Source organism: Mesorhizobium sp. M1423, assembly GCF_040317575.1.
GTDB lineage: Bacteria > Pseudomonadota > Alphaproteobacteria > Rhizobiales > Rhizobiaceae > Mesorhizobium.
In genome coordinates, this window is record NZ_JAMYKU010000002.1 from 99,413 (window position 1) to 126,390 (window position 26,978).

Annotated in this window: 26 protein-coding genes; 4 read left to right on the plus strand and 22 right to left on the minus strand. The window is 62.5% G+C overall.

Annotation, left to right across the window (positions count from 1 at the left end):
* Positions 1-60: 60 nt before the first annotated feature.
* Positions 61-1,974: a potassium transporter Kup gene (locus NKG95_RS03325; RefSeq protein ID WP_353018452.1), complete on the minus strand. Its 1,914-nt coding sequence runs from the start codon at positions 1,972-1,974 to the stop codon at positions 61-63.
* Between the two features lie 97 nt (positions 1,975-2,071).
* Positions 2,072-2,812 (minus strand): pyridoxine 5'-phosphate synthase, encoded by a 741-nt coding sequence (locus tag NKG95_RS03330; RefSeq protein WP_353039960.1) that lies wholly within the window; start codon positions 2,810-2,812, stop codon positions 2,072-2,074.
* 113 nt (positions 2,813-2,925) lie between these two features.
* Between NKG95_RS03330 and NKG95_RS03335 the strand changes: the two genes are divergently transcribed.
* On the plus strand, positions 2,926-3,330 hold the full coding sequence (locus NKG95_RS03335; RefSeq protein WP_353039961.1) for a SpoIIAA family protein: 405 nt from the start codon (positions 2,926-2,928) through the stop codon (positions 3,328-3,330).
* A 10-nt stretch (positions 3,331-3,340) separates the two neighbouring features.
* On the opposite strand, the gene NKG95_RS03340 is transcribed toward NKG95_RS03335, so the two are convergent.
* From NKG95_RS03340 to NKG95_RS03395, 12 genes are all read right to left on the minus strand, one after another.
* Positions 3,341-4,468 (minus strand): ATP-dependent DNA helicase, encoded by a 1,128-nt coding sequence (locus NKG95_RS03340; protein ID WP_023720791.1) that lies wholly within the window; start codon positions 4,466-4,468, stop codon positions 3,341-3,343.
* A gap of 146 nt (positions 4,469-4,614) precedes the next feature.
* Positions 4,615-4,980 (minus strand): nitrile hydratase accessory protein, encoded by a 366-nt coding sequence (locus NKG95_RS03345; RefSeq protein ID WP_352844454.1) that lies wholly within the window; start codon positions 4,978-4,980, stop codon positions 4,615-4,617.
* Positions 4,967-5,626 (minus strand): nitrile hydratase subunit beta, encoded by a 660-nt coding sequence (gene nthB, locus NKG95_RS03350; protein WP_353039962.1) that lies wholly within the window; start codon positions 5,624-5,626, stop codon positions 4,967-4,969. Before nthB ends, NKG95_RS03345 begins: the two co-directional genes overlap by 14 nt.
* Positions 5,623-6,228, minus strand: coding sequence for a nitrile hydratase subunit alpha (gene nthA, locus NKG95_RS03355; protein WP_353039963.1), 606 nt, complete (start codon positions 6,226-6,228; stop codon positions 5,623-5,625). The genes nthB and nthA overlap by 4 nt, the downstream gene beginning before the upstream one ends.
* Before the next feature lie 56 nt (positions 6,229-6,284).
* A complete protein-coding gene (locus NKG95_RS03360; protein WP_353039964.1) occupies positions 6,285-9,443 on the minus strand; it encodes an efflux RND transporter permease subunit in 3,159 nt (1,052 codons plus the stop codon).
* Complete coding sequence (locus tag NKG95_RS03365; protein WP_353039965.1) at positions 9,440-10,693, minus strand: efflux RND transporter periplasmic adaptor subunit; 1,254 nt, start codon at positions 10,691-10,693, stop codon at positions 9,440-9,442. Before NKG95_RS03365 ends, NKG95_RS03360 begins: the two co-directional genes overlap by 4 nt.
* A gap of 168 nt (positions 10,694-10,861) precedes the next feature.
* A complete protein-coding gene (locus NKG95_RS03370; RefSeq protein WP_353039966.1) occupies positions 10,862-11,458 on the minus strand; it encodes a LysE family translocator in 597 nt (198 codons plus the stop codon).
* Between the two features lie 60 nt (positions 11,459-11,518).
* Positions 11,519-12,091: an acetolactate synthase small subunit gene (ilvN, locus tag NKG95_RS03375; RefSeq protein WP_023676680.1), complete on the minus strand. Its 573-nt coding sequence runs from the start codon at positions 12,089-12,091 to the stop codon at positions 11,519-11,521.
* Positions 12,092-12,157: 66 nt separating this feature from the next.
* The gene (locus NKG95_RS03380; protein ID WP_352844460.1) at positions 12,158-13,954 is read right to left on the minus strand and encodes an acetolactate synthase 3 large subunit; all 1,797 of its coding nucleotides are present in this window, start codon (positions 13,952-13,954) and stop codon (positions 12,158-12,160) included.
* 167 nt (positions 13,955-14,121) lie between these two features.
* Positions 14,122-14,706: a GNAT family N-acetyltransferase gene (locus tag NKG95_RS03385; RefSeq protein WP_352483001.1), complete on the minus strand. Its 585-nt coding sequence runs from the start codon at positions 14,704-14,706 to the stop codon at positions 14,122-14,124.
* A gap of 61 nt (positions 14,707-14,767) precedes the next feature.
* Entirely contained in the window at positions 14,768-15,076 is a 309-nt protein-coding gene (locus NKG95_RS03390; RefSeq protein WP_353039967.1) for a hypothetical protein, read from the minus strand.
* A gap of 4 nt (positions 15,077-15,080) precedes the next feature.
* A complete protein-coding gene (locus tag NKG95_RS03395) occupies positions 15,081-15,647 on the minus strand; it encodes a helix-turn-helix domain-containing protein (RefSeq protein WP_352788450.1) in 567 nt (188 codons plus the stop codon).
* A gap of 151 nt (positions 15,648-15,798) precedes the next feature.
* On the opposite strand from NKG95_RS03395, the gene NKG95_RS03400 reads away from it, so the two are divergent.
* Complete coding sequence (locus NKG95_RS03400; RefSeq protein ID WP_352844462.1) at positions 15,799-17,628, plus strand: ATP-binding protein; 1,830 nt, start codon at positions 15,799-15,801, stop codon at positions 17,626-17,628.
* 44 nt (positions 17,629-17,672) lie between these two features.
* Here the strand turns inward: NKG95_RS03400 and NKG95_RS03405 are convergent, their stop codons facing one another.
* From NKG95_RS03405 to miaA, 3 genes are all read right to left on the minus strand, one after another.
* Positions 17,673-18,059: an ester cyclase gene (locus tag NKG95_RS03405; RefSeq protein ID WP_023720803.1), complete on the minus strand. Its 387-nt coding sequence runs from the start codon at positions 18,057-18,059 to the stop codon at positions 17,673-17,675.
* 145 nt (positions 18,060-18,204) lie between these two features.
* A complete protein-coding gene (locus NKG95_RS03410; protein ID WP_023720804.1) occupies positions 18,205-18,999 on the minus strand; it encodes a GGDEF domain-containing protein in 795 nt (264 codons plus the stop codon).
* Between the two features lie 104 nt (positions 19,000-19,103).
* Complete coding sequence (gene miaA, locus NKG95_RS03415) at positions 19,104-20,075, minus strand: tRNA (adenosine(37)-N6)-dimethylallyltransferase MiaA (protein WP_353039968.1); 972 nt, start codon at positions 20,073-20,075, stop codon at positions 19,104-19,106.
* Between the two features lie 49 nt (positions 20,076-20,124).
* Between miaA and serB the strand changes: the two genes are divergently transcribed.
* Positions 20,125-20,946 (plus strand): phosphoserine phosphatase SerB, encoded by an 822-nt coding sequence (serB, locus tag NKG95_RS03420; protein WP_352495198.1) that lies wholly within the window; start codon positions 20,125-20,127, stop codon positions 20,944-20,946.
* Positions 20,943-21,515 (plus strand): GNAT family N-acetyltransferase, encoded by a 573-nt coding sequence (locus tag NKG95_RS03425; RefSeq protein WP_023720806.1) that lies wholly within the window; start codon positions 20,943-20,945, stop codon positions 21,513-21,515. Before serB ends, NKG95_RS03425 begins: the two co-directional genes overlap by 4 nt.
* 47 nt (positions 21,516-21,562) lie before the next feature.
* On the opposite strand, the gene NKG95_RS03430 is transcribed toward NKG95_RS03425, so the two are convergent.
* From NKG95_RS03430 to NKG95_RS03450, 5 genes are all read right to left on the minus strand, one after another.
* On the minus strand, positions 21,563-23,077 hold the full coding sequence (locus NKG95_RS03430) for a DegQ family serine endoprotease (RefSeq protein ID WP_352814682.1): 1,515 nt from the start codon (positions 23,075-23,077) through the stop codon (positions 21,563-21,565).
* Between the two features lie 145 nt (positions 23,078-23,222).
* Positions 23,223-24,185, minus strand: a complete 963-nt coding sequence (gene hflC, locus NKG95_RS03435) for a protease modulator HflC (protein ID WP_023720808.1) — start codon at positions 24,183-24,185, stop codon at positions 23,223-23,225.
* Positions 24,185-25,279, minus strand: a complete 1,095-nt coding sequence (gene hflK, locus NKG95_RS03440; protein ID WP_023720809.1) for an FtsH protease activity modulator HflK — start codon at positions 25,277-25,279, stop codon at positions 24,185-24,187. The genes hflC and hflK overlap by 1 nt, the downstream gene beginning before the upstream one ends.
* Positions 25,280-25,439: 160 nt before the next feature.
* Complete coding sequence (locus NKG95_RS03445) at positions 25,440-25,958, minus strand: dihydrofolate reductase (RefSeq protein WP_023720810.1); 519 nt, start codon at positions 25,956-25,958, stop codon at positions 25,440-25,442.
* A complete protein-coding gene (locus tag NKG95_RS03450) occupies positions 25,958-26,965 on the minus strand; it encodes a DUF4424 domain-containing protein (protein WP_353039969.1) in 1,008 nt (335 codons plus the stop codon). The genes NKG95_RS03445 and NKG95_RS03450 overlap by 1 nt, the downstream gene beginning before the upstream one ends.
* Between the last annotated feature and the right edge of the window lie 13 nt (positions 26,966-26,978).

Below are 26,978 nucleotides of genomic sequence, written 5' to 3' on the forward strand. Positions count from 1 at the left end.
CCGGCCTGGCAGGCTCGATCCACCTCGGCAGACTGCCTGGAACGCTGCAACAGGCACGTTCTAAATAGCAACCTGCGTCCCGATCTCGACGACACGTCCGGTTGGGATCTGGAAATACTCCGTCGCATCGGCTGCCGAGCGCGCCAGCCCGATGAACAGCTTGTCTTGCCAGACCGGCATGCCGGAATTGGGCGATGCCTTGAGCGAACGCCGCGACAGGAAGAAGGATGTTGTCATGATGTCGAACTTCCAGCCCTGCTTGCGGCAGATCGCCAACGCGCGCGGAATGTTGGGCTGCTCCATGTAGCCGAAGGTCAGCGTCACCCGCATGAACAACTCGTTGACGGTCTCCATCTTGACGCGCTCGCTGTCGGGCACGACAGGCTGCGGTGCCGTCACCACCGAAAGGATGACGTTCTGCTCGTGCAGCACCTTGTAGTGCTTCAGGCTGTGCATCAGCGCCGTCGGCGCGCTCAGCGGATCGCTGGTCAGGAACACCGCGGTGCCCGATACCAGATGCGGTTTCTTCTTCAGCAGATTGCCGGCAAGGAAATCGAGCGGGATCTCGTTCCGGCGCGTCTTGTCGAACAAATAGCGGGTGCCGCGGATCCAGGTGGACATGATCAACCCCATGCCGCAAGCGACCGTGATCGACACCCACCCGCCTTCGAGGATCTTGACGACGTTAGCCAGGAAAAATCCGGTATCGATCGTGCCAAACAGCAGTGTGAGCGCGGCTGCCAGTGCAAGCTGCCATTTCCACCGGAACCGCATCACCACAAACAACAGGATGGTTGTCATCAGCATTTCGCCAGTCACCGAAATGCCATAAGCGGAAGCCAGCGAACTCGAACTGCCAAAGCCGACCACCAGCAGCATCACGCCGAGCGCCACCACCAGATTGACCCGCGGCATGTAGATCTGGCCGGATTGCATCTCGGAAGTATGCTGCACCTCGATGCGCGGCAGCAGATTGAGCTGCACCGCCTGACGGGTCAGCGAGAAAGCTCCGGAGATCACCGCCTGGCTGGCGATCACCGTCGCTGCCGTCGCAAGGCCAACCATGGGCATCAGGGCCCAATCGGGCAGCATCTGAAAGAATGGATTGGTGGGTTTGCCACCGTTGGCCAGAACGAACGCGCCTTGTCCGAAATAGTTGAGGAGCAGACAAGGGAACACGACGGAGAACCATGCCAGCACGATCGGCCTGCGCCCGAAATGACCGAGATCGACATAGAGGGCCTCAGCGCCGGTGACGGCCAGGAACACCGCCCCGACCGTGACGAAGGCGCCGGTGGGCGTATTGGCCAGATAAGCGACGGCGTAATAGGGATTGATCGCCAGCAGGACCGACGGGTCGTCCAGCAGATGGTAGACCCCGGCGGCGCCGATGGCCAGGAACCACACTGCCGTCACCGGTCCGAACACGGCCGCCACCCGGCCGGTGCCAAAGCGTTGCACGGCAAAAAGCATTGCCAGGATGATCAGCGTGATTGGAACCACGTAAGTTTCCAGCGTCGGGGTCACCACTTCCAAGCCTTCGACCGCCGAAAGCACGGAGATGGCCGGCGTTATGATCGCATCGCCGAAAAAGAGCGCGGCGCCGCAGAGCCCGATCCCCAGGATGAGCTTGGCTCCATTGGGATAAGCGCTGCGCGCAAGCGACATCAGGGACAACGTACCCCCCTCGCCCTTGTTGTCGGCTCTGAGCACAAAGGCGACGTATTTTATCGTGACGATGATCGTCAGAGCCCAGACGATAAGCGACAGCACGCCGAGGACGTCGTTGCGGGCGACCGGTCCCGACGATGCGTGCAGCGCTTCGCGAAACGCGTAAATTGGACTGGTGCCGATATCGCCGTAGACCACGCCCAGCGCGCCCAGCATCAGCACCTTGGTACTGTGCTGCTCGACTGTGGAGTGGCTGGATTGCTCGATGGGTTCTGCCTCGCTACCAGCGTTGGCAAGGGCCATGGACGACACTCCCATAGACGTGCGGTGCTCTATGCTGCGGGGATGGAAAGGACGCGCTGCCATGCCGGGAACGCACGGCCTATCGGCTCGCCTCTCTCTACCAGCCACAAGCCTTCAGAAACCGCCTGACCGTTGCGGCCATGCCATACTCCAACGCATCGGCTGTCAACCCATGTCCGATCGACACTTCGGCCAATGCCGGGATGCGCCTGGCCAGTGCCGGCAAATTGCTCACCACAAGGTCGTGCCCGGCATTGACCTGGAGCCCTGCAGCAAGTGCGGCATCCGCCGTCTTTCCCAATTTCTCCAATTCCTTCGCCGCTTTTGCCGAATCGGAATGATAGCTGCCATATGGACCCGTGTAGAGTTCGATCCGGTCGGCGCCGGTGTCGCGAGCGGCTTTCACGCCATCGGGATCCGGATCGGAAAAGAGCGATACGCGAAAGCCTCCCTTCTTCAGGCGCTTGACGACCGGTGTCAGGAACGCAGCCCCGGCGGCGAAGTTCCAGCCATGGTCGGAAGTCGCCTGCGCCGGGTCGTCTGGCACCAGCGTCACCTGTTCCGGCTGATGCTTTTCCACAAGCGCCAGGAACTCCTCGGTCGGATAGCCCTCGATGTTGAATTCTGCATTCGGGAACTCGTCGTCGATCAGGGCTCTGATCTCAGACAGATCGGAATGCCTGGTGTGCCGCTCGTCGGGTCGCGGGTGCACCGTCAGCCCGTGCGCGCCTGCGGCAAGGGCGATGCGTCCGAGCCCTGTCACGCTTGGCCACGGCAGGTCACGCCGGTTGCGCAGCATAGCGATGGCATTGAGGTTGACGGAGAGCTTTGCAGGCATTTGCATGGTTCCAGGCTGATCTCGGCGCGCATCTATACCGTCTTTAGGGGAACAGACAGAGGGTTTCAGGTGTTCCAAGGGGAACGAAGAAAATCGAGCGCGAGGAGTTTCTGTTGAATTTTCTCGATGCCGTGCCGGCGGTCCGTCGCATCGATACCGATCGCGAAGACCTCTTCGCCATCGATGTCGTCGGCCATGTCGCAGCGGCTGATGCCGAAAACCTGTTCGGATTGCTGGAGGCAGCCTACGCGCTGCACCCGAAAATCGACGTGCTGGTGCGCCTGATCGACCATGAGGGTGTCGACTGGACCGACGTATCGGACGAGACGATCGAACAGGGCATAGCTCACGCGGTGGAGCATATCGGCCGCTGCGCGGCGGTCGGTGAGCCGAACTGGATAGCGGAGGCAAGAGCCTTCTTGCCAGCCTCTTTGCCTATCGAACTCCGGCATTTCGAGGCTAAGGACGAAACCGCCGCCTGGGAATGGCTGGGCGCCAGACCGATCGCCCTGCGCTGATACGGCCGCCCTATCGGACGATCGTCAGCCGTTCGGCCGCGCGCGTGATGGCGGTGTAAAGCCAACGCTGCCGGGTTTCCTTGAATGCCCAGCTTTCGTCGAAAAGCACGATCTCGTTCCACTGCGACCCCTGCGCCTTGTGCACGGTCAGCGCATAGCCGTAGTCGAAATCGTCGAAGCGCTTCTTCTGCTGCCAGGGAATGTCGGCGTCCGGATCTTCGAATGCCGCCTTGAGCAGTTTGATCTTGGCGACGCCGCGATCCGGATCGTCTTCCTCCGGCGAGACCAGCAGATTGATGCCGGGCTTGACCGTCTCGCGCGACGAGGTCATCACCTTCCACAGCGAGCCGTTGAGCAGCCCCTTGGCTGGATCGTTGCGCAGGCAGACCAGCTTGTCGCCGGCTTGCGGATAATCGGCGTTGAACCCCTTCAGCTCGCGCAGCCGCTGATTATAGCGACGGCGCGTGCGGTTGGTGCCGACCAGCACCTGGTCCGCCTTCAGCACCAATTCCTGGGTGACGTCTTCCTTGCCGATCACTTGCGCCGCGCCATAGTCGCCGCGCATGAACTCGCGGCCCTCGCGCACATCGAGCGCCAGCCTGATGATCGGGTTGTCGCGCGCCTGGCGGTGGATTTCGGTGAGCAGAATGTCCGGTTCGTGGTCGGTGAAGAAGCCGCCGCCGGAGATCGGCGGCAACTGGCCGGGATCGCCGAGCACCAGGATCGGCGTGCCGAAGCTCATCAGATCGCGGCCAAGCTGCTCGTCGACCATCGAGCATTCGTCGATGACGACGAGCTTGGCCCGCGAGATCGGGCTCTGCCGGTTGAGCGAAAAGGTCGGCGACATCGAGGTTTTGCCGGTCACCTCGTCCGCTACCGATTCCTCGCCTTTCGGCCGGTAGATCAGCGAATGGATGGTGCGGGCATTGACCGCGCCCTTGGAACGCAGCACCTGCGCCGCCTTGCCGGTAAAGGCGGCGAACTGCACCTGGCCGTCGACATGCTCGGCGAAATAGCGCGCCAGCGTCGTCTTGCCGGTGCCGGCATAGCCGAACAGCCGGAACAGCTGCGGCTTGCCGGCTTTCAGCCAGCCGGCCACCGCCTTCAGCGCCTCGTCCTGTTGAGGAGAAAATTCCATCAGCGCGACAGACCGGATTCGCGAGGGAAAGACAAGGTGACTGCCGTCACCATCAACTTCATCGCCTGCAATTACGCTGCTGCGACAGGGCCAGGCTATCAGCGACGAAGAGGAACGTAAAGAGAACAACGCCGGGCGACGACAGCTTACCCAGCCCGCTGTGGATCGTTCTCCAGCAGGATCGGCTTGCCATGCGGCGTAGCATGCGCGGCCCGTTCCCAGGCAGCAGCAAGGCTGTCGACGTCGCTCCTACCGGCAACGCCTTTGGCCGAAAGCAGCTTTTCTAGCGCGGCCAGCCAGTGCTCGTAATAGTCATGACCGTCGCGCGCGGCGCCCGGCCGCTTCACCTCGGCCGACAAGGCGTCCGCCCATTCGCTCCACGAAAACAGCCCGTTGTCGTGTAGCGCCACCGTCATGGCGAAGGCCTCTGCTTGCCACGGCTGGGCGAAGACTGGCGCCTCGACACCGGCGGGCAGCGCGGTGGCGGCTGAGCCCGTCTCACGCCGGTTCAAGGTAGCTCTCCCAGGCATCGATGGACACGACAAGTTTCGGGTCGGCGCCCTCGCCCCAGATTTCGCTGCCGGTGAAGGCCACCGTATAGACCCATTGCGGGTTTTCGCCCTGGCCGTGCGCATTGGTGTCGGGAAAAACGAAGCCGTCACGCATGGCCTCGATGACGCCTCGCTTGCCACGCGCGTAACGCGGCAGCCTGGTGTGGCCGGTCGGATGAAAGTTCTTGGTTCGCACGAGGTCGCCTGCCTTGAATCGCGGCGGGACGGCGACCGGCCGGTCGCAAGGCCCGCCCTTGGCCAGCACCGCCGAAACGTCTTGCGCCTTCAGGACCCGCTTGGGTGTCGCTACCGGGTCGACCGCATCGCCCCTGGCCAGATCGCGGTCGCTGACGAAACCATGGCGTTTGAGTAACACCTCCAGCGCCTTGATCCAGATTTCGTAATAACTCGACGCATAGTAGTCGGCCGGGTGCAGCGATTCCCGCGCGTGCCGGCTCTCGTCGATGTTCCAGGCGCCCATGGCGCCGGCACACAACGTCACGCCCAGCGCCCGCCTTTCCCAATCGGCATGGAAATAGGGTTCGTCCTGTTCAGGCGCGACCGGCCCGAAACCCATCTGGCCGCCGAGATCCTGCGGCCCGTTCATGCCGGTTCCCGCGCCAGCGCCGTGCCGATCATGGCATCGCGCGTCACCAGATCGGCGAGCCGCGCCTCATCCCAGCCCTCTGTGTCCCTGGGCCGCATCGGCACCACCAGATAGCGCAGCTCGGCGGTCGAATCCCACACCCGGATTGTTGTCGTTGCCGGCAAGGTCAGCCCGAATTCGTCGAGCACGCCGCGCGGATCGATCACCGCGCGCGAACGGTAGGGCGGCGCCTTGTACCAGACCGGCGGCAGGCCGAGCACCGACCATGGATAGCAGGAGCATAGCGTGCAGACGACGAGGTTGTGCGTGTCGGCCGTGTTGAACACCGCCTGCATGTGCTCGCCTTGCCGGCCGGTGTGGCCGAGCGATTCGATGGCCGCCGTCGCATCACGCTTCAGCCATGCGGCAAACCCGGGATCAACCCAGGCCTTCGCCACCACCTTTGCGCCGTTGCGCGGCCCGACCTTGGTTTCGTAGGTATCGACGATGACGTCGATCGCCGCTGGATCGATCAGCCCCTTGCGGGTGAGAATCGTCTCCAGTGCGCGCACACGCGCCGCAAAAGCATCAAGCTCGTTGTCGTGGTCGTGATTGTGCAGCATGGCATCAAATTACGATCGCGGACCTCCGGCCGCAAGCACCACGGCTTGGGCCAGTGCTATTCGGCTGCCGCCTTCTGCGGCACCGGTTCTTCCCCGTCGTCGAACAGTGACGGCTGGTCGACCGCCTCGACCGGGCTCGGCTCGCCCCGGTGCCCCGCCCATACGCTGACGAGCCAGCCGGAAAAATGCTCCATGTAGACGTAGATGACGGGCGTGACGAACAGCGTCAGTGCCTGCGAGGCGACAAGGCCGCCGACCACCGCCACGCCGAGAGGCTGGCGCAATTCCGCGCTGGCGCCGGTGCCGAGCGCGATCGGGATGGTACCCATCAGCGCGGCAAGCGTGGTCATCATGATCGGCCGGAAGCGCATAAGGCAGGCCTTGTGGATGGATTCGACAGGCGACATTCCCTCGCGCCTGAGCTCGAGCGCCACGTCGATCATCATGATGCCGTTCTTCTTGACGATGCCGATCAGCATCAGGATGCCGATCACCGCGATCACCGACAAATCCATCCCCGCCAGCCGCAGCGCCACCAGCGCGCCGAGCACCGCCGACGGAAGCCCGGTCAGGATGGTAAGCGGATGGATAAAGCTCTCATAGAGCATGCCGAGCACGATATAGATGGTCAGGATCGCGCCGCCGATCAGCAGCCCCTGGTTGGAAAGCGAATCCTGGAACGTCTTCGCCGTGCCCGAGAAGGCGGTCGAGATCGTCGGCGGCATGCCGATCTTGTCCTTCAGCGCATTGATGTGGCTCACGCTGTCGCCGAGGGCCACGCCTTGCGGCAGATTGTAGGAAATGGTCACTGCCGGAAGCTGGCCGAGCTGATTGACGGTCAAAGCGCCGGCGGTCCGATCGACACGGGCGAACGCACCGAGCGGCACCAGGCTGCCGCTGACCGTCCTTACCTTGATCGCCAGCATCCGTTCGGGCGACCACTCGATCTTCGGGTCGAGCTCCATGACCACTTTATAGCTGTCGGCCGAACCGAAGATGGTCGACACCTGCTGGGTGCCGAAACCGCCATAGAGGCTGGAGCGCAACGTGTCGGTATCGACGCCAAGCGTCGCTGCCTTGTCGCGGTCGATCACCAGCGTCGCCTGCAACGCGTTGTTCTGCAGGTCATTGGTGACATCGGTGAAGGCGCCATGATCGGCAGCCATCGCGTCCGTCAACTTTTGCGCCCAGACATTCGTCAGGCCGGTATCGAGGCCCTGCACGGCAAGCTGGTAGGCACTCGCCGAAGCGCGCGCGCCGAGCCGCAGGTTCTGCACCGGTTGCATGTAGGTTTCGATGCCGGACACATTGGCAAGCTGGCGCCGCAGATCCGCAAGCACCTTGTCGATATTGGGGCGCTGGTCCTTGTCTTTCAGCTGTACAAACAGCTGGCCTTGGTTGAGCGCATTGTTTCCACTGCCCGCCGACCAGCCGACATGCGCGACATAGGGCGAATGGGAGAAGACATCAGCCACTTGCCCCTGCAACTTGACCATGGCGTCGAAGGAGATGTCCTGGCGCGCGATGGTCGTCACCGAGACCTGGCCGATATCCTCCTGCGGGAAGAAGCCCTTCGGCGAGATCTGGATCAGCCACACCGACAGCCCGGCGGTTACCAGGAAGACAAGGAAAACCAGGAAATTGTGGCGCAGGCAGAATGTCAGCAGCCGGTCATAGCCCCGCATGAAGACGTTTTGCCTATGGTCCGCGCCGTGCGCTGCTTTCTGCTCGGCTTTCGATAACGACAACAGCCGCGAGCACAGCATCGGCGTCAGCGTCAGCGAGACGAACATCGACGCCAGGATGGCGACCGTCACCACCACCGCGAACTCGTTGAAGATGCGCCCGATCACGCCGCCCATCAAAAGCACGGGAATGAACACGGCGACCAGCGAGATCGAGATCGAGATGATGGTGAAGCCGATTTCGCGGGCGCCCTTGAGCGACGCCTCCATTGCCGAGAGCCCATCCTCCTCCATATGCCGGAAGATATTTTCCAGCATGACAATGGCGTCGTCGACGACAAGGCCGACCGCCAGCGTCAGTCCCATCAGCGAGATGTTGTCGATGGAAAAGCCGAACAGGTACATCACGCCCAGAGTGGCGATGAGCGAAATCGGCACCGCCACGGCCGGGATCACCGTCGCCGTCACCCGGCGCAGGAACAGGAAGATCACCATCACCACCAGCGCGATAGTGAGCAGGAGCGTGAACTGCACGTCGTCGACCGCCTCGCGGATCGATGTCGAGCGATCGTTGAGCAACTGGATGCTCGCAGCTGCCGGCATCTGACCCTCGAAGGAAGGCAGCATCGCCTTGACGCGGTCGACGACATCGACGGTATTGGCATCCGGCTGACGCTGCACCGCCATGATGATGGCGCGGGTGCCGTCATACCAGCTTGCCGTCGTCGTGGTCTCGACCGAATCGATGACGCGGGTCACCTCGCCGAGCCGCACCGGATGGCCGTTCTTGGTGGCGATGATGATGTTGGAGAATCCCGCCGCGTTGGTCAGCTGCGTGTTCGCCGTGATGGTCAGCTGCTGTTTGTTGTTCTTGAGCACACCGAGCGGCGTGTTGCTGTTGGCCGAGGCAATGGCCGTCTGCAGCTGGTCGATCGAGATGCCGCGTGCGGCGAGCGCCGTCGGATCGATCTGGACGCGGACGGCATATTTCTGTTGGCCGTAGATCGAAACCTGCGCAACGCCGTCGATCGTCGACAGCGACGGCGAAATCACATTCTCGGCAAAGGCATCGAGATCGGTCAGCGGAATGGTGTCGCTGACCAGCGACATCAGCAGGATCGGCGCGTCAGCTGGATTGACCTTGCGATAGCTCGGCGGGCTGGTCATCTCCGGCGGCAATTGTCGTTGCGTGCGTGCGATCGCCGCCTGCACATCGGCGGCGGCTGCATCGATGTCGCGGTTGAGCACGAACTGAATGGCGATCGAGGTCGTGCCGAGCGAATTGGTCGTCGAGATCGAATCGATGCCGGCGATAGTGGCAAACTGCTTGATCAGCGGCGTTGCCACCGAGGTCGCCATGGTTTCCGGCGAGGCCCCAGGCAGCGAGGCCGAGACGTTGACAACCGGAAATTCCGCGCTTGGCAGCGCCGCGACCGGCAGGAATTTGTAAGCAAATAGCCCGCCCAGAACCAAGGCGAACGACATGAGCAGCGTGGCGACGGGCCTGCGGATGCAGAATTCGGAAATCATGGCTGTGTTCCGCCCGTCCTGTCGGCCTCCGCGACCTTCGGAGTCGCCTGGTCGCCGGTACCGGTCGAGGCCTTGCCTTCGCGCACCGCCGCGCCGTTTTTCAGCTTGGTCTGGCCTTCGACGACGACACGCTCGCCGCTTTCCAATCCTTGGCTGATCGCGGTGTTGGCGCCTTCTGTCAGCGCGACCTGCACGGGCCGCATTTCAACGGTGTTGTCCGGCTTGATCACATAGACGAACGGCCCCTTCTGGCTGGGCTGGACGGCGACCGTCGGAACGGACGTCATTTGCGGCATGATGCCGGCATCGAGTACGACATTTACATATTGGCCCGGCCACAGCGAAAGATCGGCGTTGGGCACGCTGGCCCGCGTTGCGATCGTGCCGGATGCCGTGTCCACGCTGGAATCGACGAAATCCAGCGTTCCCTTGCCGATCGGCTTCGGGTCGCCGTCCTTGGTCAGCGTCACCGCGCCTTGCTGCGGCGCCGCCAGCGCCTTGTGCAGTAAGGCAAGATCGCTTTCCGGAAGATTGAAGTTCACCTGCAGCGGGTCGACCTGCGTGATCGTCACCAGCGGCGTCGACGTGCTGCTGCCGTTGCTGGTGGTGACGAGGTCGCCGACCGCGACGCTGACCGCGCCAAGCCTGCCGGAAATCGGCGCTTTGATCGTGGCAAAGCCAAGCTGGACCTCGTCCGCATCGATCGTCGCCTTATCGGCGTCGACAGTGGCCGCGGCGGATTTCTGCGCCGCGACGGCCTGATCATAGGTCTGCTGTGTTCCGGCCTGCCTGGCGACGAGATTTTTGGCGCGCTGAAGATCGGCCGTGGCGCTGGCAAGCAGCGCCTGGTCTTTTGCGAGCGTCGCCTGATCGCGTGCCAGTTGGGCCTTCAATGAGCGATCGTCCAGCGAGAACAGGAGGTCGCCGGTCTTCACCATCTGTCCGTCCTTGACCGCGATTGCGACGATCTGGCTCGAGACCCGTGCGTTGATGCTGACCACGGCGGGAGAGGACACAAAGCCGATGGCATAGCGCCGGACCGGGAAATCGGCCGTCGAGGCGGTGGCGGCAACCACCGAAGTCGAACGCGCGGCATTTGCCGCTGCAGCGGGCTTGTCCGCCGCCGCCGTCGTCTGCTTCGCCGACAGCATCTGCTGAAGACCGCTCATTGCGGTGGGCGAAAGATAAAGCCACGCCGCCGCGGCAACGCAGGCTGCAGCAATCACCGCAAATACGATCTTTCCGCGCATCGACAAAAGGCCTCTCGATCCGACACGCCGCTATCCGGTGGCCGCAGTCTAGCTCAACTCGCAGCCTCTTGCCGCGCTTTTGCCAGATAATAGAGGATGCCGAAGGCGAAAAAGGGCCAAAACCCGTCATTACGAAGATTTAATGTGCAGTGCACAATAAAACGGCAGCTAACGCAGCATCGGCCACAGCGTCGCCCCAAGCATCACGCCCATGGCGATGTTGAACCATTTGAGCCGCACCGCATCAGCCAGAAAACCGCGCAGCGCCATGCCGAAACCGGCCCAAGTCGAAATGCTCGGCAGCATGACGACGGCGAAAGCGGCCGCGATCAGCACCACAGACACAAACGGGCGTTCCGGATTGGTATAGACGGCCATGGCCGTAATCGCCATCACCCAGGCCTTAGGATTGACCCACTGGAAAGCCGCAGCCTCGATGAAGCGCATCGGCTGGCCCTTCGCCTCGCCTTCGCCGCCGAGCGAGCGCGACATGGCGATCTTCCAGGCCAGATAAAGCAGGTAGAGGCCGCCGGCGATCTTCAACCCGGTATGCAGCACCGGAAAGGCCGTCAACACGGCCCCAAGCCCGAAGCCTACGGCAAGCAACAGCACGAGGAAGCCGAAGCCGATGCCGAGCATGTGTGGCACGGTCTTGACCAAGCCGAAATTCACACCCGAGGCCAAAAGCATGAAATTGTTCGGACCCGGCGTGATCGAGGTCACGAAGGCATAGACCAGCAAGGCGAAGAATGCGTCGAATGTCATGCCGTTCCCCTATTCAATGCGATCGGTGGCAAAGCGACGAGATAGAGCCAAGCTGGATGACTACATCCCTTGCGGGCCGCGGTTCATCGCCGCCACTCCGGTACGGCAGATTTCGACCAGGCCGAGCGGCTTCATGATGGCGATGAACTGATCAAGCTTGGAGCCCTTGCCGGTAATCTCGAAGATGAAATGCTCGGTGTTGGCATCGATGACGCTGGCGCGGAATGCATCGGCGAGCCTGAGCGCCTCGACGCGGGCTTCGCCGGTGCCGGCGACCTTGACGAGCGCGAGTTCCCGCTCCAATGGCCGCTCCTGTCCGAATTCCTGCGACCGCACGGTGAGATCGACGACGCGGTGCACCGGTACGATGCGCTCAAGCTGGTGCTTGATCTGCTCCAGCACGTGCGGCGTGCCGCGCGTCACGATGGTGATGCGCGACAGGTGCTTTTCGTGCTCGGTTTCCGAGACCGTCAGGCTCTCGATGTTGTAGCCACGTCCGGAGAACAGGCCGATGACCCGGGCAAGCACGCCCGGCTCGTTGTCGACCAGGACCGAAAGCGTGTGGTTCTCTGGTTTTTCCGTCTCCTTGGCGATGAAATAGGCGGAGCCGGTCGGTTGCAACTGTGCGTTCATGACATGAATCTCGATTTCAAACTTTTGTGCTAATCTGCTGTTTCCGCACAGCTTCCTTGAACCAGGCTACACCAGTTCCCTGCCCTTGGCGTCGATCGCGTTGGCGACAGCTTCGTCGGTCGCCTCATCAGGCAACAGCATCTCGTTATGCGCCTTGCCGGACGGGATCATCGGGAAGCAGTTGGCGAGCGTCGCCACGCGGCAATCGAACAGGACGGGCTTCTTGACCGCGATCATCTCCTTGATGGCGTCATCGAGCTCGTCCGGCTTGTCGCAGCGAATACCGTGGCCGCCATAGGCTTCGGCGAGCTTGACGAAATCCGGCATCGCCTCGGTATAGGAATGCGACAGCCGGTTGCCGTGCAGCAGCTGCTGCCATTGCCGCACCATGCCCATGTACTGGTTGTTGAGGATGAAGATCTTGATCGGCGCCTCGTGCTGTACCGCCGCGCTCATCTCCTGCATCGTCATCTGCACCGAAGCGTCGCCGGCGATATCGATGACCAGCGCATCCGGGTGCGCGATCTGCACGCCGAGCGCGGCCGGCAGGCCGTAGCCCATCGTGCCCAGCCCGCCGGAGGTCATCCAGCGGTTCGGCTTCTCGAAATGATAGTGCTGCGCCGCCCACATCTGGTGCTGGCCGACCTCGGTGGTGATGTAGGTGTCGAGGTCTTTGGTCAGCGCATAAAGCCGCTGGACGGCATATTGCGGCATGATCACCTCATGGTTCATCTTGTAGGCGAGTGAATCGCGCGCGCGCCATTTGGCGATCTGCTCCCACCACGGGTGAAGCGCCTTCTTGTCGGCCTTGGCGGTTGCCCGCCACAGTCGCACAAGATCCTCCAGCACACGGCCGACATCGCCGATGATCGGCACGTCGGTATGGACGTTCTTGTTGATCGAAGACGGGTCGATGTCGATGTGGATCTTCTTCGAATTCGGCGAAAACGCTGTCAGCCGCCCGGTGATGCGGTCGTCGAAGCGCGCGCCGATGCAGAGCATGACGTCGCAATCGTGCATCGCCATGTTCGCTTCGTAGGTGCCGTGCATGCCGAGCATGCCCATCCAGTTCTTGCCCGACGCCGGATAGGCGCCAAGGCCCATCAGCGTCGAGGTGATCGGGAAGCCGGTCAGGTCGACCAGCTCGCGCAGCAGATGGCTCGCCTCCGGGCCGGAATTGATGACGCCGCCGCCCGAATAGATGATCGGCTTCCTGGCGCCGGCCATCAGCTCGACGGCCGCCTTGATCTTCTCCAGGTCGCCCTGGACCTTCGGCTGGTAGCTGGTGCGCGGCGCCGTCTGCGGCGGAACATAGATGCCCTTGGCGAACTGAACGTCCTTCGGGATGTCGACGACGACCGGGCCGGGGCGCCCTGTCGTTGCCACATGGAAGGCCTCGTGGATCGTTGCCGCGAGCTGGTTGACGTCCTTCACCAGCCAGTTGTGCTTGGTGCAGGGCCGCGTGATGCCGACCGTGTCGCACTCCTGGAACGCATCCGAGCCGATCAGCGACGTCGGTACCTGGCCGGTCAGGCAGACCAGCGGGATCGAATCCATCAGCGCATCCTGCAATGGCGTCACCGCATTTGTCGCGCCCGGCCCGGAGGTCACCAGCATGACGCCGGCCTTGCCGGTCGAGCGCGCATAGCCTTCCGCCGCGTGGCCAGCGCCCTGCTCGTGGCGAACGAGGATGTGCTCGACCTCGTCCTGCTGGAAGATTTCATCGTAGATTGGCAGAACCGCGCCGCCCGGATAGCCGAAAACATGCTTGACGCCATTGTCCTTCAGCGCCTGCACCACCATTTCGGCGCCAGTCATCTCGGTTCTTGGCGTTTCGCGCCGCTCATTCTGTCCACTGCTCATCGGTCTGGTCCCGTACTGTTCGCCATCGGGCGATTGCTGGTCGTTTAGTCGTGTTTCGGGCAATAAAAAAGGCCCCCGAGGGAGCCTGTGTCTTGCGCATGGGAGGTCACCGCCTGGCGGTTACACCGCCTTGCCCACGCGCTTTCCTACGAGAATGAGTGCCGTTTTCATGGTCGCGGACAATAGAATTGGTTTGATGGTGCTGTCAACGGCGAATGTGCGCGGGCCGGGACTGTACCAATGCGCTTCCAGTAGATGAGGGTGCCTGTCAGCCCGCCATGCGGCTTCAGCGCATAATCCGGTATTTCGCCGCCCAGCGTGAAGCCGAGCTTTTCATAGAGGCCGGAAGCCCCCTCCTCTTTTGCCGTGTCCAGCACCAACAGCGTGCGGCCTTTCTCCATGGCAACGGCTTCCGCCGCCTCCATCAGGCGGGTTGCGACGCCCTTGCCGCGATAATTGAGGCGGGTCATCAGCTTGGCGATCTCGGCCCGGTGCGGCTGGTTGGGAGGGCAGTCGAGCAGCACGGTGACGGTGCCGATCAGAGCCTCGCCGTTCCAGGCCCCGAGCACCGCCCTTTCGCCTCTGGCGACCGCCTGAAGCGACTTGTTCCAGAAGGCTGCAGCCATCTCCGGCGCCAAGGGATGCATGAAGCTGACCGAGCCGCCGGCGGCAACCGTGCCGATCAGCAAATCGACCAGCATTTTTTTCGTTCCGGCAGTATTGCTGAGCAGGTTGATTTCTATTGAATCCATGTGGTCTCCTCTGTGTGCAACGGGAACGGCAGTGCATCGAGCGGCAGCATGGCCTGCACCGTCAGCCGAAATGACTGGTCCGCTTCCGCTTCCTGGCTCGGCGGATTTCTCCGATGCGCTCGGCGTCTTCCTCTTGCAGATGTCGCCCGCGTTCCAGCAGTTCGAGCGTGTATTCCTCATAGGTCAGGCCTAGCCGCTCGGCCTTGTCCAGCCGCATCAGCATGATCTCGCGGCTCGGCACTTTCCATGCCTGGGCATGGGCGGTCCGCCAGGCAAGAAAGATATAGGGGTCTCCCTTGCCCCAAGGCGGACCCTCGTGGTCGTCGAGCGGCGGACCGCCATTGTCGGAACGTTTCGGACGGCGCGCCATCGTCTCAGCTCCTGGCCAACGCAACCAGATAGTCGGCGGCGTCCGGCCCCGGAGCGTGGAAGACGCAATCGGATGGCGCGCCGAGCGCCAGGCAGTCGCCGGGCTCGAGCCTGTGAACGATGTCGCCCTCGACGAATTCCAGCTGCCCGGAGATCAGCCAGATCTGTTGTCTGATGAAGGCATAGGAGGCCGCCGGGAAGCTCACCTTGGCGCCCGCCGGCAGTTTGACCCGGATCAGTTCGAGCGGCATGTCCGAAACCGGCGAAAGGTGCCGCCGCACATAACCCGTAGCCGGATCGCGCCAGACCGGCTGGTCACGTTCGCGAAGCAGGCCACCGCCTTGCAACTCCGCCCTTGCGATCAAAGTGGAAAGCGTCATGCCGAACGCGGCCGCAATGCGCACGAGGAGTGCCGCCGTCGGGCTCGTCATGCCGCGCTCGATCGTGCTCAGCATGGCTTTCGAGACATCGGACTGCTCCGCCAAATCCGCCAGGGACCAGCTGCGAGCCACCCTTTCGGCGTGTATCCTTCTGCCGATAGTCGATGAGATATCGTTCGCTATATTATCCATTCATCCACTATAGCGAAATCCCGCGCTCGGGCAACGGCCGTTTCGTCCAGTTTTCGCAAACCCCTTAACGTCCGCTAAACCATCCGGCCTCACCCCACCTTAACCCCGTCCGCCTAGGCTCATTGTTTGGGAAAAGGGGATCGGCCTGTCCATGCTCGTCGAACGCGAAACCTCCATTGGAGAACCGACTTTGCTAGAGCGCCGCAGGGCGGAGCAGAACGACAAGCGGATTCTGGGCAATGTCGTGCAATGCGATGGCGCGCGCGCCACCATCAGCGCCTATGCCGACGATATCGAAGGCACGGTCACCGGCCTATGGAGCGTCGGCAAGATGATCTCGATCAATCTCGGTACATCACGAACCGTCGGACTGGTCTACGAAATCGGCAAGTCGGATCGTGCCTGGAGCAGCGAGGGCCAGAATCCGATCGAGGTCAGCATCGAATTGATTGGCGAGGTGCGCGACGGCGCCGAACCCGGCGCCAAGCCGGTATTCGACCGCGGCATCACGACCTATCCGCATATCGGCGCCATTGCCCATCGTATCCGCAGCCGCGACCTACAGGCCGTCTACGATCTCGCCGGGCGTCATTCGATTACCATCGGCACGCTGTCGCAGGACGAGGCCATCGACGCCAATATTGCCATCGACGATACGCTGGCGCGCCATTTCGCCATTGTCGGCACGACCGGGGTCGGCAAATCGACCGCCGTCTCGCTGCTCTTGCGCAAGTCGATCGCCGCCCGGCCCGACCTGCGCGTGCTCATCCTGGATCCACACAACGAGTTCGCCGCGTCCTTGCCCGAATATTGCTTTAGGGTCGATTCGACGACGCTCGACCTGCCTTTCTGGATGTTCAAACTCGAGGAATTCGCCGAGGTGCTGTTTCGCGGCCGCGAGACGGTGCCGGAAGAGGTCGACGCCTTGCGCGATCTCATTCCCGCGGCCAAGAACCTCTATCGCAATCCGAACACCGGCAACTACCTGCGGCGCAGCACCGACGCGCTGACCGCCGACGCGCCGGTACCCTATCGCATTGCCGACCTCATCAAACTGGTCGACGAACGCATGGGATTGCTGGAAAGCAAGAACGATCGTCCAACCCTCAGGTCACTGAAGACACGTATCGAATCGGCGGCATCCGATCCGCGCTACCGTTTCATGTTCAACTCGCGCCTGATCGAGGACACCATTCACGAGACGATCGGCAACATTTTCCGCGTGCCGCATCACGGCCGCCCGGTGACCTGCTTCGAAATGGCCGGTATGCCGTCCGAGGTGGTCAATTCCGTATGCTCGGTGCTGGCGCGGCTGGCGTTCGACCTGGCGTTGTGGAGCGAAGGCCGCTTGCGGCTGCTCTTCCTGTGCGAGGAAGCGCATCGCTATATGCCGGCCGATCCGCGCCTCGGTTTCGCGCCGACCCGGCACGCGCTGTCGCGCATCGCCAAGGAAGGCCGCAAATATGGCTGTTATCTCGGCGTCGTCACCCAGCGCCCGGGCGAGCTTGATCCGACCATCCTGTCGCAGTGCTCGACGTTCTTCGCCATGCGGCTCGCCAATGAGCAGGACCAGGCGATCATCCGCTCGGCGATCGCCGATTCCTCGGCTTCGACGCTGGCGTTCCTGTCTTCCATGGGGCAGCGCGAGGCCATTGCCTTCGGAGAAGGCGTGGCGACGACGATGCGGATGAAATTCGAAAAACTCTCCGAGGATTTGATCCCCGGCACGGCCAAGCGCGAGGACGCCTTGCCCTCCGAAACCGGCAACGATGTCGACCTCGTTGCGATCGTCGAACGGCTGCGCAACGTGCCTAGACCACAACAGGCAATGGCGTTCGCGGAAGTCATTGATCCGGGCCGGCAGGCCGGCGATTCCGACTATCGCAAACCGCCGGCCGTACGTACCCAGCGGGACGAGGATTTCGACTTGCGCTACGGCCTCAAGCCGGCGACCTTCGGCCTGCGTCCCCAGAACGATTGAGCCGAGCGACGTTTAGGCAGACCTCATCGGTGCGTCGGCAACCATCAAAGCTGAACTTCGATGGCTGCCTTGTCTATAACGGACCACACCTGGCGAATTTTCCCTCTCTGAAACTCATAGAATACGTTCTCGGTAAACCAAATTCTCTTCCCGCTTACATCGAGCCCAAGGAACGTTCCCCTTGGGGTGCAGTTGAAGCTTAGCCGGCTCGCTATATAAGGCGGATCGGCAACCAATAGCCGAATGTCGAAGTAAAGGTCCGGAATTTCATCGAAGTCTCTCTCCAACATTTCGAGGTACCCGGATAATCCGAGCGGCCGACCGTTGTGGATCGCTTCATCATGAACAAACTGCCCCAGATTTGGCCAATCCTGCTTGTTCAGACATGCAATATAGCCTCGGTAAAGATCGGAGAGGTCGGATTTGATCACGGCAACACCTCTATCTCCCACAAGCCTTGCAAGGCGCCGTCTCAGCCTACTTGGCGACGTCGGTCTGCGAGCGCCGGAAGCGCAGAAAACGGCACCAGACGGCCAGCATCCCGAATTTCCAGCATCACGAATTTAATGACGGGATTCAGGCGCAGACGCGGTTGCGGCCTTGCCTCTTTGCCTCATAGAGCTGGCGGTCGGCGCGGCGATAGAACTCCTCGGCGGTTTCCTTGCGGTCCCAGACGGCAAGCCCGACGCTGGTGGTGATTTTCAGTCGGACATTGCCTGTCAGCACCGACATGCTGGCGATCGCCTTGCGGATGCGCTCGGCGAATTTGGATAGCAGCTCGGCGTCCATATTGGGCGTGACCACCGCGAACTCCTCGCCGCCCAGGCGCGCCACCACGTCGTGATAGCGTGTCATGTCCTTGAGACAGTTGGCGACGGCCCGCAACACCTCGTCGCCGACATCGTGGCCGTGGCTGTCGTTGACCTGCTTGAAGTGGTCGAGATCGAGGATCATCAGCCCGACTGGTTTTTCGATGCGGCGAAACTCCTCGAGATATTCTTTCAGCGCATCGTCGAAATAGCGCCGATTCTGCATGCCGGTGAGGCTGTCGGTCAGCGCCGCATGCTCCAGCGTCTCCGAGCGCGCACTGAGTGAAACTGTCATCGCGCGCAGCTTGCCTTCTTCCGTCGCCTGCTTTCGGATCAGCGGATAGATGAAGAAAATGCCGAAGAACAGCGCAGTCGCCAGCAGCACGCCGATCGCAAACAGCAGCTTGTTGAGATAGACGATTTCATCGAGTTCCGAAGGCGTATTGCTAATGTCGGCCGCCAGGGTTTGCAGGAGTCCATAGGCGTAAAGCGTCACCAGGCCGGCGGCCAGGATCACAAAAATAAAGACGAAAAACGCTGATTCCGCCTTGTGGAAATGCATCTGCTCCCCGTTGAAAAGTTCCTATCGATCTTATGGCATGCGGGAGCTTACGGACAGTTAACCTGGACAACTTCAACGCGAAATGTCCCTTCGATGTCGACTTTTCAGGTTGCGCTCGAAGGAGGGGGTGAGATCACCCAGTTGATCCCCTCACCGGGACGCAACCTGTGCCATTCCGGACCCAATTGGTGCCTGAACCAGGTCGCCTGCCGCTTTGCATATTGCCGCGTCGCGATCTTCGCACGCTCGATAGCCTCGGGAAAACTGATGGCGCCGGCCAGCGCGGCCTGAAGCTCGCGAACACCGATCGCCTTCATCGCCGGCAGGTCGGGATCGAGGCCGAGCGCCGAAAGCTGCTTCACCTCGTCCAATGCCCCTTTGTCCAGCATGCGGTCGAAGCGGGCATCGATCCGCTCCACCAGCGCCGCCCGCTCCGGCTCGATGACGAAAAAGCGCGCGCTGCTCCTGTCGATCAACGGCTGGCCACGCGCGGCCTGCCAGTCCAGGATGGAGCGGCCCGACGCGTCGAGCACCTCCAGCGCCCGCACGATGCGCTGGCCATCCGTCGGCCTCAGCATCATGCCGGCCGCAGAATCCTCGCGCAACAGGATGCGGTGCAATCTCACAGCGCCCTGTTCTTGCAGCTCGTAGCGCCAGCGCTCGCGGATCGACTGCGGAATGTCGGGCATCTCCGAAATACCTTCCGTGAGCGCCCGGAAATAAAGCCCGGTACCGCCGACGAAAATCACTTGCCGCGCCGAAAGCGTGCCGTCGTCGATCAGCTTCATGACATCACGCAGCCAGGCGCCGGTGGAATAGGCGGTGGACGGATCGACGTGTCCATAAAGAAAGTGAGGGACGCGGGCGAGTTCGGCAGCACCCGGCCGCGCCGTCAGCACGTCGAGCACCGAATAGCCTTGCATGGAATCGGTGTTGACGATGACACCGCCATTGCGCTCGGCGAGGTCGAGTGCGAGCGCCGACTTGCCGCTGGCGGTCGGCCCGGCTATCAGGATCGCGTTCTTCACGCGGCCTTCGCCCGCCTGTCCGCTGGAATTTTCGATGCTGATCGCCACGCTTCTATCCCATCCCGCCGGCCGCGCATTGACGCCGACGCTAGCGAATATGGCGTCTGGGTCTGTCGGCGCAAGCGCTGTTCGCTGGCTGGCCGAAGGCATCGCCTGCGAGCTCGATTTGCCGGAGACCGCCGAAGCTTCCGAAATAACGGCCCGCCTGCATGCCGCGCTTGCTTCCGAACCCATCGACGTGGCCGTCCAACCGGCTGAGAACAGGCGCAAGAAGGTCCTGATCGCCGACATGGATTCGACGATGATCGAGCAGGAATGCATCGACGAGCTTGCCGACGAGATCGGCGTCAAGGATCGCGTCGCCGCCATCACGGCGCGATCGATGAACGGTGAGATCGCATTCGAGCCGGCCTTGCGCGAGCGCGTGGCGCTGCTTAAGGGTCTCGATGCCGCAATCATCGACCGCATCATCGACAATCGCCTGACGCTTGCCTCCGGCGGTCGCACGCTCGTCCAGACAATGGCGGCCAACGGCGCCTGGACGGCGCTGATTTCCGGTGGTTTCGACATCTTCACCACCCGCATCGCAGCATTGCTCGGTTTTCACGAAAATCGCGCCAATCGGCTGATCGAGCAGGATCGCCGCTTCACCGGCTTGGTCGCCGAGCCGATCCTCGGCCGAGCCGCCAAGGCCGAAGCCCTTATCGAGATTTCCGCCCGCCTCGGCCTGACGCCTGCCGATGCCATTGCCGTGGGTGACGGCGCCAACGATCTCGACATGATCCGTCTTGCCGGCATCGGCGTCGCCTTGCACGCCAAGCCGGCCGTGGCAGCCGAGGCAAAGATCCGCATCGACCACGGCGACCTCACCGCCTTGCTTTATCTGCAGGGTTATCGCCGGGAGGAATTTGTCGAATGACGCCGATCCGCACCGAGCGCCTGATCCTGCGCAACTGGGAAGATCGTGACCGCGAGCTCTTCCATCGCATCAATTCCGACGAGCGCGTCATGGAATTCTTTCCGTTTCGCCGCGACCGCGCCCAGGCTGACGCCAAGATGGAGGAGTTGCGCGCCGCTATCGATCGCAACGGCTTCGGCTTCGCGGCCGCTGAGATCACAGCCACAGGTGAATGCATCGGCTTCGTCGGCATAACCCGAACCGATCATTTGCCCTTCCTGCCGCCCGGCACGATCGAGATCGGCTGGCGGCTGGCACCCGAATTCTGGGGCCGCGGCTATGTCACCGAAGCAGCCGAAGCCTGGCTCACCTATGGCTTTGAAAGACTTGGCCTCCACGAAATCGTGTCCTTCGCCGTCAAGGATAACAGCCGGTCCACTGCCGTCATGGAGCGCCTGAACATGATCGCCGACCCGGCCTCCGACTTCGACCATCCCGGTGTTCCGGACAGCCACACCGCACTCAGGCGACATGTCTTCTACAGGCTGTCACGCACAGACTGGCAAGCAAGAAAAAGGGCGGCCCGCTAGCCGCCCTTTTTCTTTTCAAGATCAGAGTGTTGGAGGCTCTTCCGGACTCAATCCATCCGGATTGTCACGAACCTCAGCTCGCCGGTCTTCGACGCCAGCATCAAAAGCGCGTTCTTGCGCCCCTGCTCCTTCAGCGCGCCGATCCGGTCCATGACATCCTTGGGCGTGGCGACCGATTCCTGCGCGATCTCGGTGATCACCTCGCCGGGCTGGATGCCGCGTTCGGCTGCGGCCGAATCCTTGGTGACGTCGGTCACGACGACGCCGGAGACGTCGGTGGCGATGCCGAATTTCGTGCGCGTCTCGTCGTTGAGCTCGCCAATCGTCATGCCGAGTACGGAAGCCGTCGAAACGGCAGGCGCCTTGTCGGCATCGTCCTGATCGGTGTTGCCGTTTTCACCACCGCTGGCAAGCTTCTCGCCATCCTCGAGCCGGCCGAGCGTCACCTTGACGGTCTGCTCGACACCCTTGCGCACGATGATCACGTCGACGGCCTTGCCGACCGGGCTCTCCGCCACGACGCGTGGCAGGTCGCGCATTTCATGGATGTCCTTGCCGTCGAACTTGATGATGACGTCGCCGGCCTGGATGGTGCCGTTGTCGACCGGCCCGCCCTTGATGACGCCGGCAACCAGCGCGCCCTTGGCGGTCGCCATGCCCAAGCTTTCGGCAATGTCGTCGGTCACCGGCTGGATGCGCACGCCGAGCCAGCCGCGCCGCGTCTCGCCGAACTGGCGAAGCTGGTCGACGACGCCCGAGGCGAGCTGTGACGGAATGGAGAAGCCGATGCCAATCGAGCCGCCCGACGGCGAGATGATTGCCGTATTGATGCCGATGACCTCGCCGCTGCTGTTGAACAGCGGTCCGCCGGAATTGCCGCGGTTGATCGCGGCATCGGTCTGGATGAAGTCGTCATACGGGCCGGAATTGATGTCGCGATTGCGCGCCGAGACGATGCCGACCGTCACCGTGCCGCCGAGACCGAACGGATTGCCGATCGCCATCACCCAGTCGCCGACACGCATCGTGTTGGAATCGCCGAACTTCACCGCCGTCAGCTTGTGCCCTTTCGGATCGACCTTCAGCACCGCGACATCGGTCTTGGTGTCGGTGCCGACCAGCGTCGCCTTGAGCGTCACGCCGTCGGAGAAATTCACCTCGATGTCGTCGGCATCGGCGATGACGTGGTTGTTGGTCACCACGATACCCTGCTCGGCGTCGACCACGAAGCCGGAGCCCAGCGACTGCACCTTTTGCGCGCCGCCCTTGTCGCCGCCACGGTTCTTGAAGAAATCGTCGAAGAAGTCCTGGAAGGGCGAGCCTTCCGGAAGCTGCGGCATCGGCACCGCGCCCGGACCTTCCGTGCCCTTCACCGTCTGCGAAGTCGATATGTTAACCACCGCGCCGAGCAGGCCGGCGGCGAGATCGGCAACCGAGGGCGGCCCATCGGCCGCCACCGTCGGCGTCACCAACGACGGAACGGCAACGGCGCCGACCAGAAGCGCTGCGGCCCCGGCGATGAACGTCCGCCTCGCTGCACGCAGAAGGGTGGTGGATGTCATCGAAAGGCCTCCGGGTGTTCTGAAAAAAAGCGCTTCGGCAAAAATGCCGGTTCGCGTCATGTTGGCAAGAAATAAGGCACGTTTGCGGCTATGGCTACCGCCAGAGGATAAATCCTCCGTTACGCCGGCTTCCCCTGCACCGGCCCTACTGGCCGGTGCCTGGCTGTGCCGCTGGCGCGGCGGGAGCGGGCGGCGCTGGCGGTGGTGCCGCCGGTGCCGCGAGCGTTTCCTTGCTGTTCGGGTCGCGGAAAAAGCGGAAGAACTCGGAATTCGGCGACAGCACCATCGTCGTTCCGGTGCTGTTCAGCGCCGTGCCATAGGCATTCATCGATCGATAGAAATCGAAGAAGGCCGGATCGCGCTGATAGGCCCCGGCAAACGTCGCGCTGCGCTGGGCTTCACCTTCACCACGCAGGATTTCAGACTCTTTTTGCGCTTCGGCGACGATTTCCACCACTTCGCGGTCGGCGCGGGCCCTGATCCGCTGCGCTGCCTCATTGCCTCGCGCCCTCAGCCGCTCGGCTTCGGCGAGACGTTCGGCCTTCATGCGGTCGAAGGTCTGCTGCGAGACCTCAGCCGTGAGATCGGTGCGGCGGATGCGGACATCCTCGATCTGCAGGCCAAGCGAGGTGGCGTCGGGCCTCAGTTGATCGCGTACCTCGCGCATCATCACGGCGCGCTCTTCCGAGAGTGCCGCCTCGAAGTCGCGCAGGCCGTAGACGCGGCGCAAGGCGGCGTCGAGACGCGTCCTCAGCCGGGCCTCGGCCAGTTCGATCTGGCCGGAGACCGCGGCGCGAAACACGCGCGGATCCGAGATACGATAGGCGATAAAGGCATCGACCTCATAGAACTTGCCGCCCGAAACCTGGACGCGGATGTTGTCGAGGTCGAAGCGCAGGACCCTGTTTTCGATCAGCTGCACGGTGTCGGCATCGAAGAAGGAGAACGGCGCCTTGAAATAGATGCCTGGCTGGTTCTTGACGTCGACGATTTCGCCGAACCTGAGCACCAGCGCCTGCTGGCGCGCATTGACGACGAAGACAGACGAATAGAGCAGGAACAGGATGACCGCGGCGATGACCGCAATGACGGGAAGACGGTTGGCCATCACTGGTTTCCTCCGGCGGCCGGTGCCGGCGCCTTCTGCTGCAATGCGGGCAGCGGCAGGTAGGGAACGACCCCTTGCCCATTGCCTTGCTCGACGATGACCTTGCTCGAATCCTTCAGCACCCTCTCCATTGTTTCCAGGTAAAGCCGCTTGCGCGTCACCTCCGGCGCCTTTGCATATTCGTCATAGACCGAGATGAAGCGCTGCGCCTCGCCTTCGGCCTCCTGCACGACCCGGTTCTTGTAGGCGGCCGCGTCTTCGCGGATCTGCGCGGCAGCGCCGCGCGCCTGGCCGAGCTTCTGGTTGGAATACTGATTGGCCTGCTCGACGAACTTGTCCTCGTCCTGTTCGGCCCGCTGCACCTCGTCGAACGCGTCCGCCACCTCGCGCGGCGGCGCGGCATCCTCGATCGAAATGGCGTTGACGTTGAGGCCGGCCTTGTAGCCGTCCAGCGTCGTCTGGATGATCTCACGCACCGACGCCGCAATTCCTTGCCGGTCGTCGCGGAAAATGTCCTGCGCCGGGCGCCGGCCGACCGCTTCACGCATCGCGCTTTCGGCGACCTGCTGCAGCATGCCGCCGGGGTCGGACACGTCGAACAGATAGGCCTTCGGGTCGGAAACCTGATAGGCCACAGAGAATTGCACGTTGACGATGTTCTGATCGCCGGAAAGCATCAGACCATTGCCGCTGGTGCTGCCGCCACCGATGCTGACAAGCTGCTCGGCGATGTTGGCGGTCTCGACCGTTTCAATGGGCCACCAATGGAAATGCAGGCCAGGCTGCGAGAGTTCCGCCTTCGGCTTGCCGAACCTGAGCTCCACCGCAACTTCGTCGGGCTGCACGGTGTAGACCGCCTTGAACGCCCACAGCACCACCAGCGCCGCAGCAATCAGCCCGAACACCGCCGGGCTCGCGCCACCGCCGCCCGGCAGTGCGCGCCGCAACCTATCCTGCCCACGCCGGATGATATCCTCGAGATCAGGAGGCGAGCCCTGCGGGCCGCTGGGTCCCTTGGGTCCCTGTCCCCAAGGTCCCTGATTGTTGCCGCCGCCCCACGGGCCGCCGCCGCCGCTCTTGTCGTTCCAGGGCATGAATGTCCTTTCGCTTGGAATTCCCTCAAGCGCCGGCTCACCGGCGCAAAATCCAATATTATTCTTCTATAGGGATGCAACGGCACGCTTTCAACGCGATCGGCTGCCGTCACAGTCCGCCTTTGGGTCCATTTAGACCTGTCGCGACGCTTTGTCGTCTTCAATTCACATCGCGGCGCCGCTCGTAAACCGAATAGCGTGTCGCATGGCTGTCCTTCTCACCGGCCTCAACCTCCTGTGAGTAGACTATCCGCCACAGTGCCGGGTCGATCGGCGGGAAATGAGCGTCGCCGTCGACCGCGGCCAGCACATGGGTGACGTGCAGCCGATCGGCCAGCGGCAGCGCCTGAGCATAGATCTCGCCGCCGCCGATGACGCAGATCTCGTCGGCGCCTGCCATGCAGCGCCCGCGCACCGTCGCCAGCGCGATTGCGTCCTCGATCGAGTGCGCGACTTCTACGCCCTCGGCGCGCCATGCCCTGTCCCGCGTCACCACGATGTTGAGCCTGCCCGGCAACGGCCGGCCGATGCCTTCATAGGTCTTGCGGCCCATGATGATAGGCTTGCCCATCGTATCGGCCTTGAACCGCTTGAGATCGGTGGAAAGCCGCCACGGCAACCCACCCTCGCGCCCAATCACGCCGTTCTCGGCGATGGCGACGTAGATCGCGAGGTCCATCAGCCGCCGTTCCCGCCATCGGATGGCTCCAGCAGCAATATGTCAATGTCGCGCTCGGGGTAGAAGTTCTGCGCCTTCATCTCGAACGTCGTCGGTCCGATCTTCCTGACGTTTTCGCCGCAAAACGAGACCAGGTTCTTCGGATCGCCCTTGTCGACGGTCAGCTTGAACGTGCCGATGTTTCCCGACGCCCAGTTGCCGCCCGTGGTCAGGATATAGGCGATGCGGTTCTCGAAATATTTGGGGTAGCCGTCGGGATCGTCCTTGGCTGCCTTGCGCACGGCGTTCTCGAACGTGTCATCCATGCAGTAGCGGGTCTTGTAGGGGGCATACTGGCCCTGGAACTGGCCGTCATAGAAGAAACTGACCGAGGAGGTGCCGCCGACGCTCGGCTTGTAGCGATGCGAGACATGCACCGCCTTGTTGGCCGGAAAGGTCGAGCGCCACCAATAGGTCGAGCGCAATTGCCAGAACGGCGTATAGACGGTCTTCATGCCCGAACCGTCATCGGCAGTGTCTTCGATGATGATGCCGCGGTTGACCCAGTCGTCGGTGACCGCTTGCGGCAGCTTTGCCAGCGCTGTCTTGGCCGCATCGCCGAATGGATAGAAAGGCACGCCCTGCGCCTCCAGGTCGGCGCCGATGTCGATGGCGAGCGCGAACACCTTCTGCTCGAGCTGCGGCTTTGCCGGCACCCCGTCGATCGTCACTTCGAAGCCGAGGAAATTGTCGCTCTGCGCCTCGGGAATCGCCGGTATTTCTTCGGGGTCGCCTTCGATGTCGGGCATCGGAAAGGCGACGATCGCATCGACATCCTTGTCGGTGTTGTTGCGGAAGACGTAATCGACCGTCACCTTTTCCGGCGAGATGTAGAGATCCTCGCTTTCCATCGCCACCGCATCGCTGCGCGACAGGATCAGCCCACCGGTGCCGAGTTCGGCGACCGAATCATTGGCGAGCGCAGGCGTAGCCGAGAGCGCCAACGCGGTCAGGACGTAACGGAACATGGAAACTCCCCCG

What these genes read in the sequence shown, in the direction of transcription:
- NKG95_RS03340 (WP_023720791.1), bottom strand. Translation starts at nt 4,468, where the DNA reads ATGGAATTTTCTCCTCAACAGGACGAGGCGCTGAAGGCGGTGGCCGGC.
- nthB (WP_353039962.1), bottom strand. Translation starts at nt 5,626, where the DNA reads ATGAACGGGCCGCAGGATCTCGGCGGCCAGATGGGTTTCGGGCCGGTC.
- NKG95_RS03390 (WP_353039967.1), bottom strand. Translation starts at nt 15,076, where the DNA reads ATGGCGCGCCGTCCGAAACGTTCCGACAATGGCGGTCCGCCGCTCGAC.
- NKG95_RS03360 (WP_353039964.1), bottom strand. Translation starts at nt 9,443, where the DNA reads ATGATTTCCGAATTCTGCATCCGCAGGCCCGTCGCCACGCTGCTCATG.
- NKG95_RS03410 (WP_023720804.1), bottom strand. Translation starts at nt 18,999, where the DNA reads ATGCATTTCCACAAGGCGGAATCAGCGTTTTTCGTCTTTATTTTTGTG.
- NKG95_RS03400 (WP_352844462.1), top strand. Translation starts at nt 15,799, where the DNA reads ATGCTCGTCGAACGCGAAACCTCCATTGGAGAACCGACTTTGCTAGAG.
- NKG95_RS03365 (WP_353039965.1), bottom strand. Translation starts at nt 10,693, where the DNA reads ATGCGCGGAAAGATCGTATTTGCGGTGATTGCTGCAGCCTGCGTTGCC.
- nthA (WP_353039963.1), bottom strand. Translation starts at nt 6,228, where the DNA reads ATGCTGCACAATCACGACCACGACAACGAGCTTGATGCTTTTGCGGCG.
- serB (WP_352495198.1), top strand. Translation starts at nt 20,125, where the DNA reads ATGGCGTCTGGGTCTGTCGGCGCAAGCGCTGTTCGCTGGCTGGCCGAA.
- NKG95_RS03385 (WP_352483001.1), bottom strand. Translation starts at nt 14,706, where the DNA reads ATGGATTCAATAGAAATCAACCTGCTCAGCAATACTGCCGGAACGAAA.
- NKG95_RS03370 (WP_353039966.1), bottom strand. Translation starts at nt 11,458, where the DNA reads ATGACATTCGACGCATTCTTCGCCTTGCTGGTCTATGCCTTCGTGACC.
- NKG95_RS03330 (WP_353039960.1), bottom strand. Translation starts at nt 2,812, where the DNA reads ATGCCTGCAAAGCTCTCCGTCAACCTCAATGCCATCGCTATGCTGCGC.
- NKG95_RS03450 (WP_353039969.1), bottom strand. Translation starts at nt 26,965, where the DNA reads ATGTTCCGTTACGTCCTGACCGCGTTGGCGCTCTCGGCTACGCCTGCG.
- hflK (WP_023720809.1), bottom strand. Translation starts at nt 25,279, where the DNA reads ATGCCCTGGAACGACAAGAGCGGCGGCGGCGGCCCGTGGGGCGGCGGC.
- NKG95_RS03395 (WP_352788450.1), bottom strand. Translation starts at nt 15,647, where the DNA reads ATGGATAATATAGCGAACGATATCTCATCGACTATCGGCAGAAGGATA.
- ilvN (WP_023676680.1), bottom strand. Translation starts at nt 12,091, where the DNA reads ATGAACGCACAGTTGCAACCGACCGGCTCCGCCTATTTCATCGCCAAG.
- NKG95_RS03425 (WP_023720806.1), top strand. Translation starts at nt 20,943, where the DNA reads ATGACGCCGATCCGCACCGAGCGCCTGATCCTGCGCAACTGGGAAGAT.
- NKG95_RS03430 (WP_352814682.1), bottom strand. Translation starts at nt 23,077, where the DNA reads ATGACATCCACCACCCTTCTGCGTGCAGCGAGGCGGACGTTCATCGCC.
- NKG95_RS03380 (WP_352844460.1), bottom strand. Translation starts at nt 13,954, where the DNA reads ATGAGCAGTGGACAGAATGAGCGGCGCGAAACGCCAAGAACCGAGATG.
- NKG95_RS03445 (WP_023720810.1), bottom strand. Translation starts at nt 25,958, where the DNA reads ATGGACCTCGCGATCTACGTCGCCATCGCCGAGAACGGCGTGATTGGG.
- hflC (WP_023720808.1), bottom strand. Translation starts at nt 24,185, where the DNA reads ATGGCCAACCGTCTTCCCGTCATTGCGGTCATCGCCGCGGTCATCCTG.
- NKG95_RS03325 (WP_353018452.1), bottom strand. Translation starts at nt 1,974, where the DNA reads ATGGCCCTTGCCAACGCTGGTAGCGAGGCAGAACCCATCGAGCAATCC.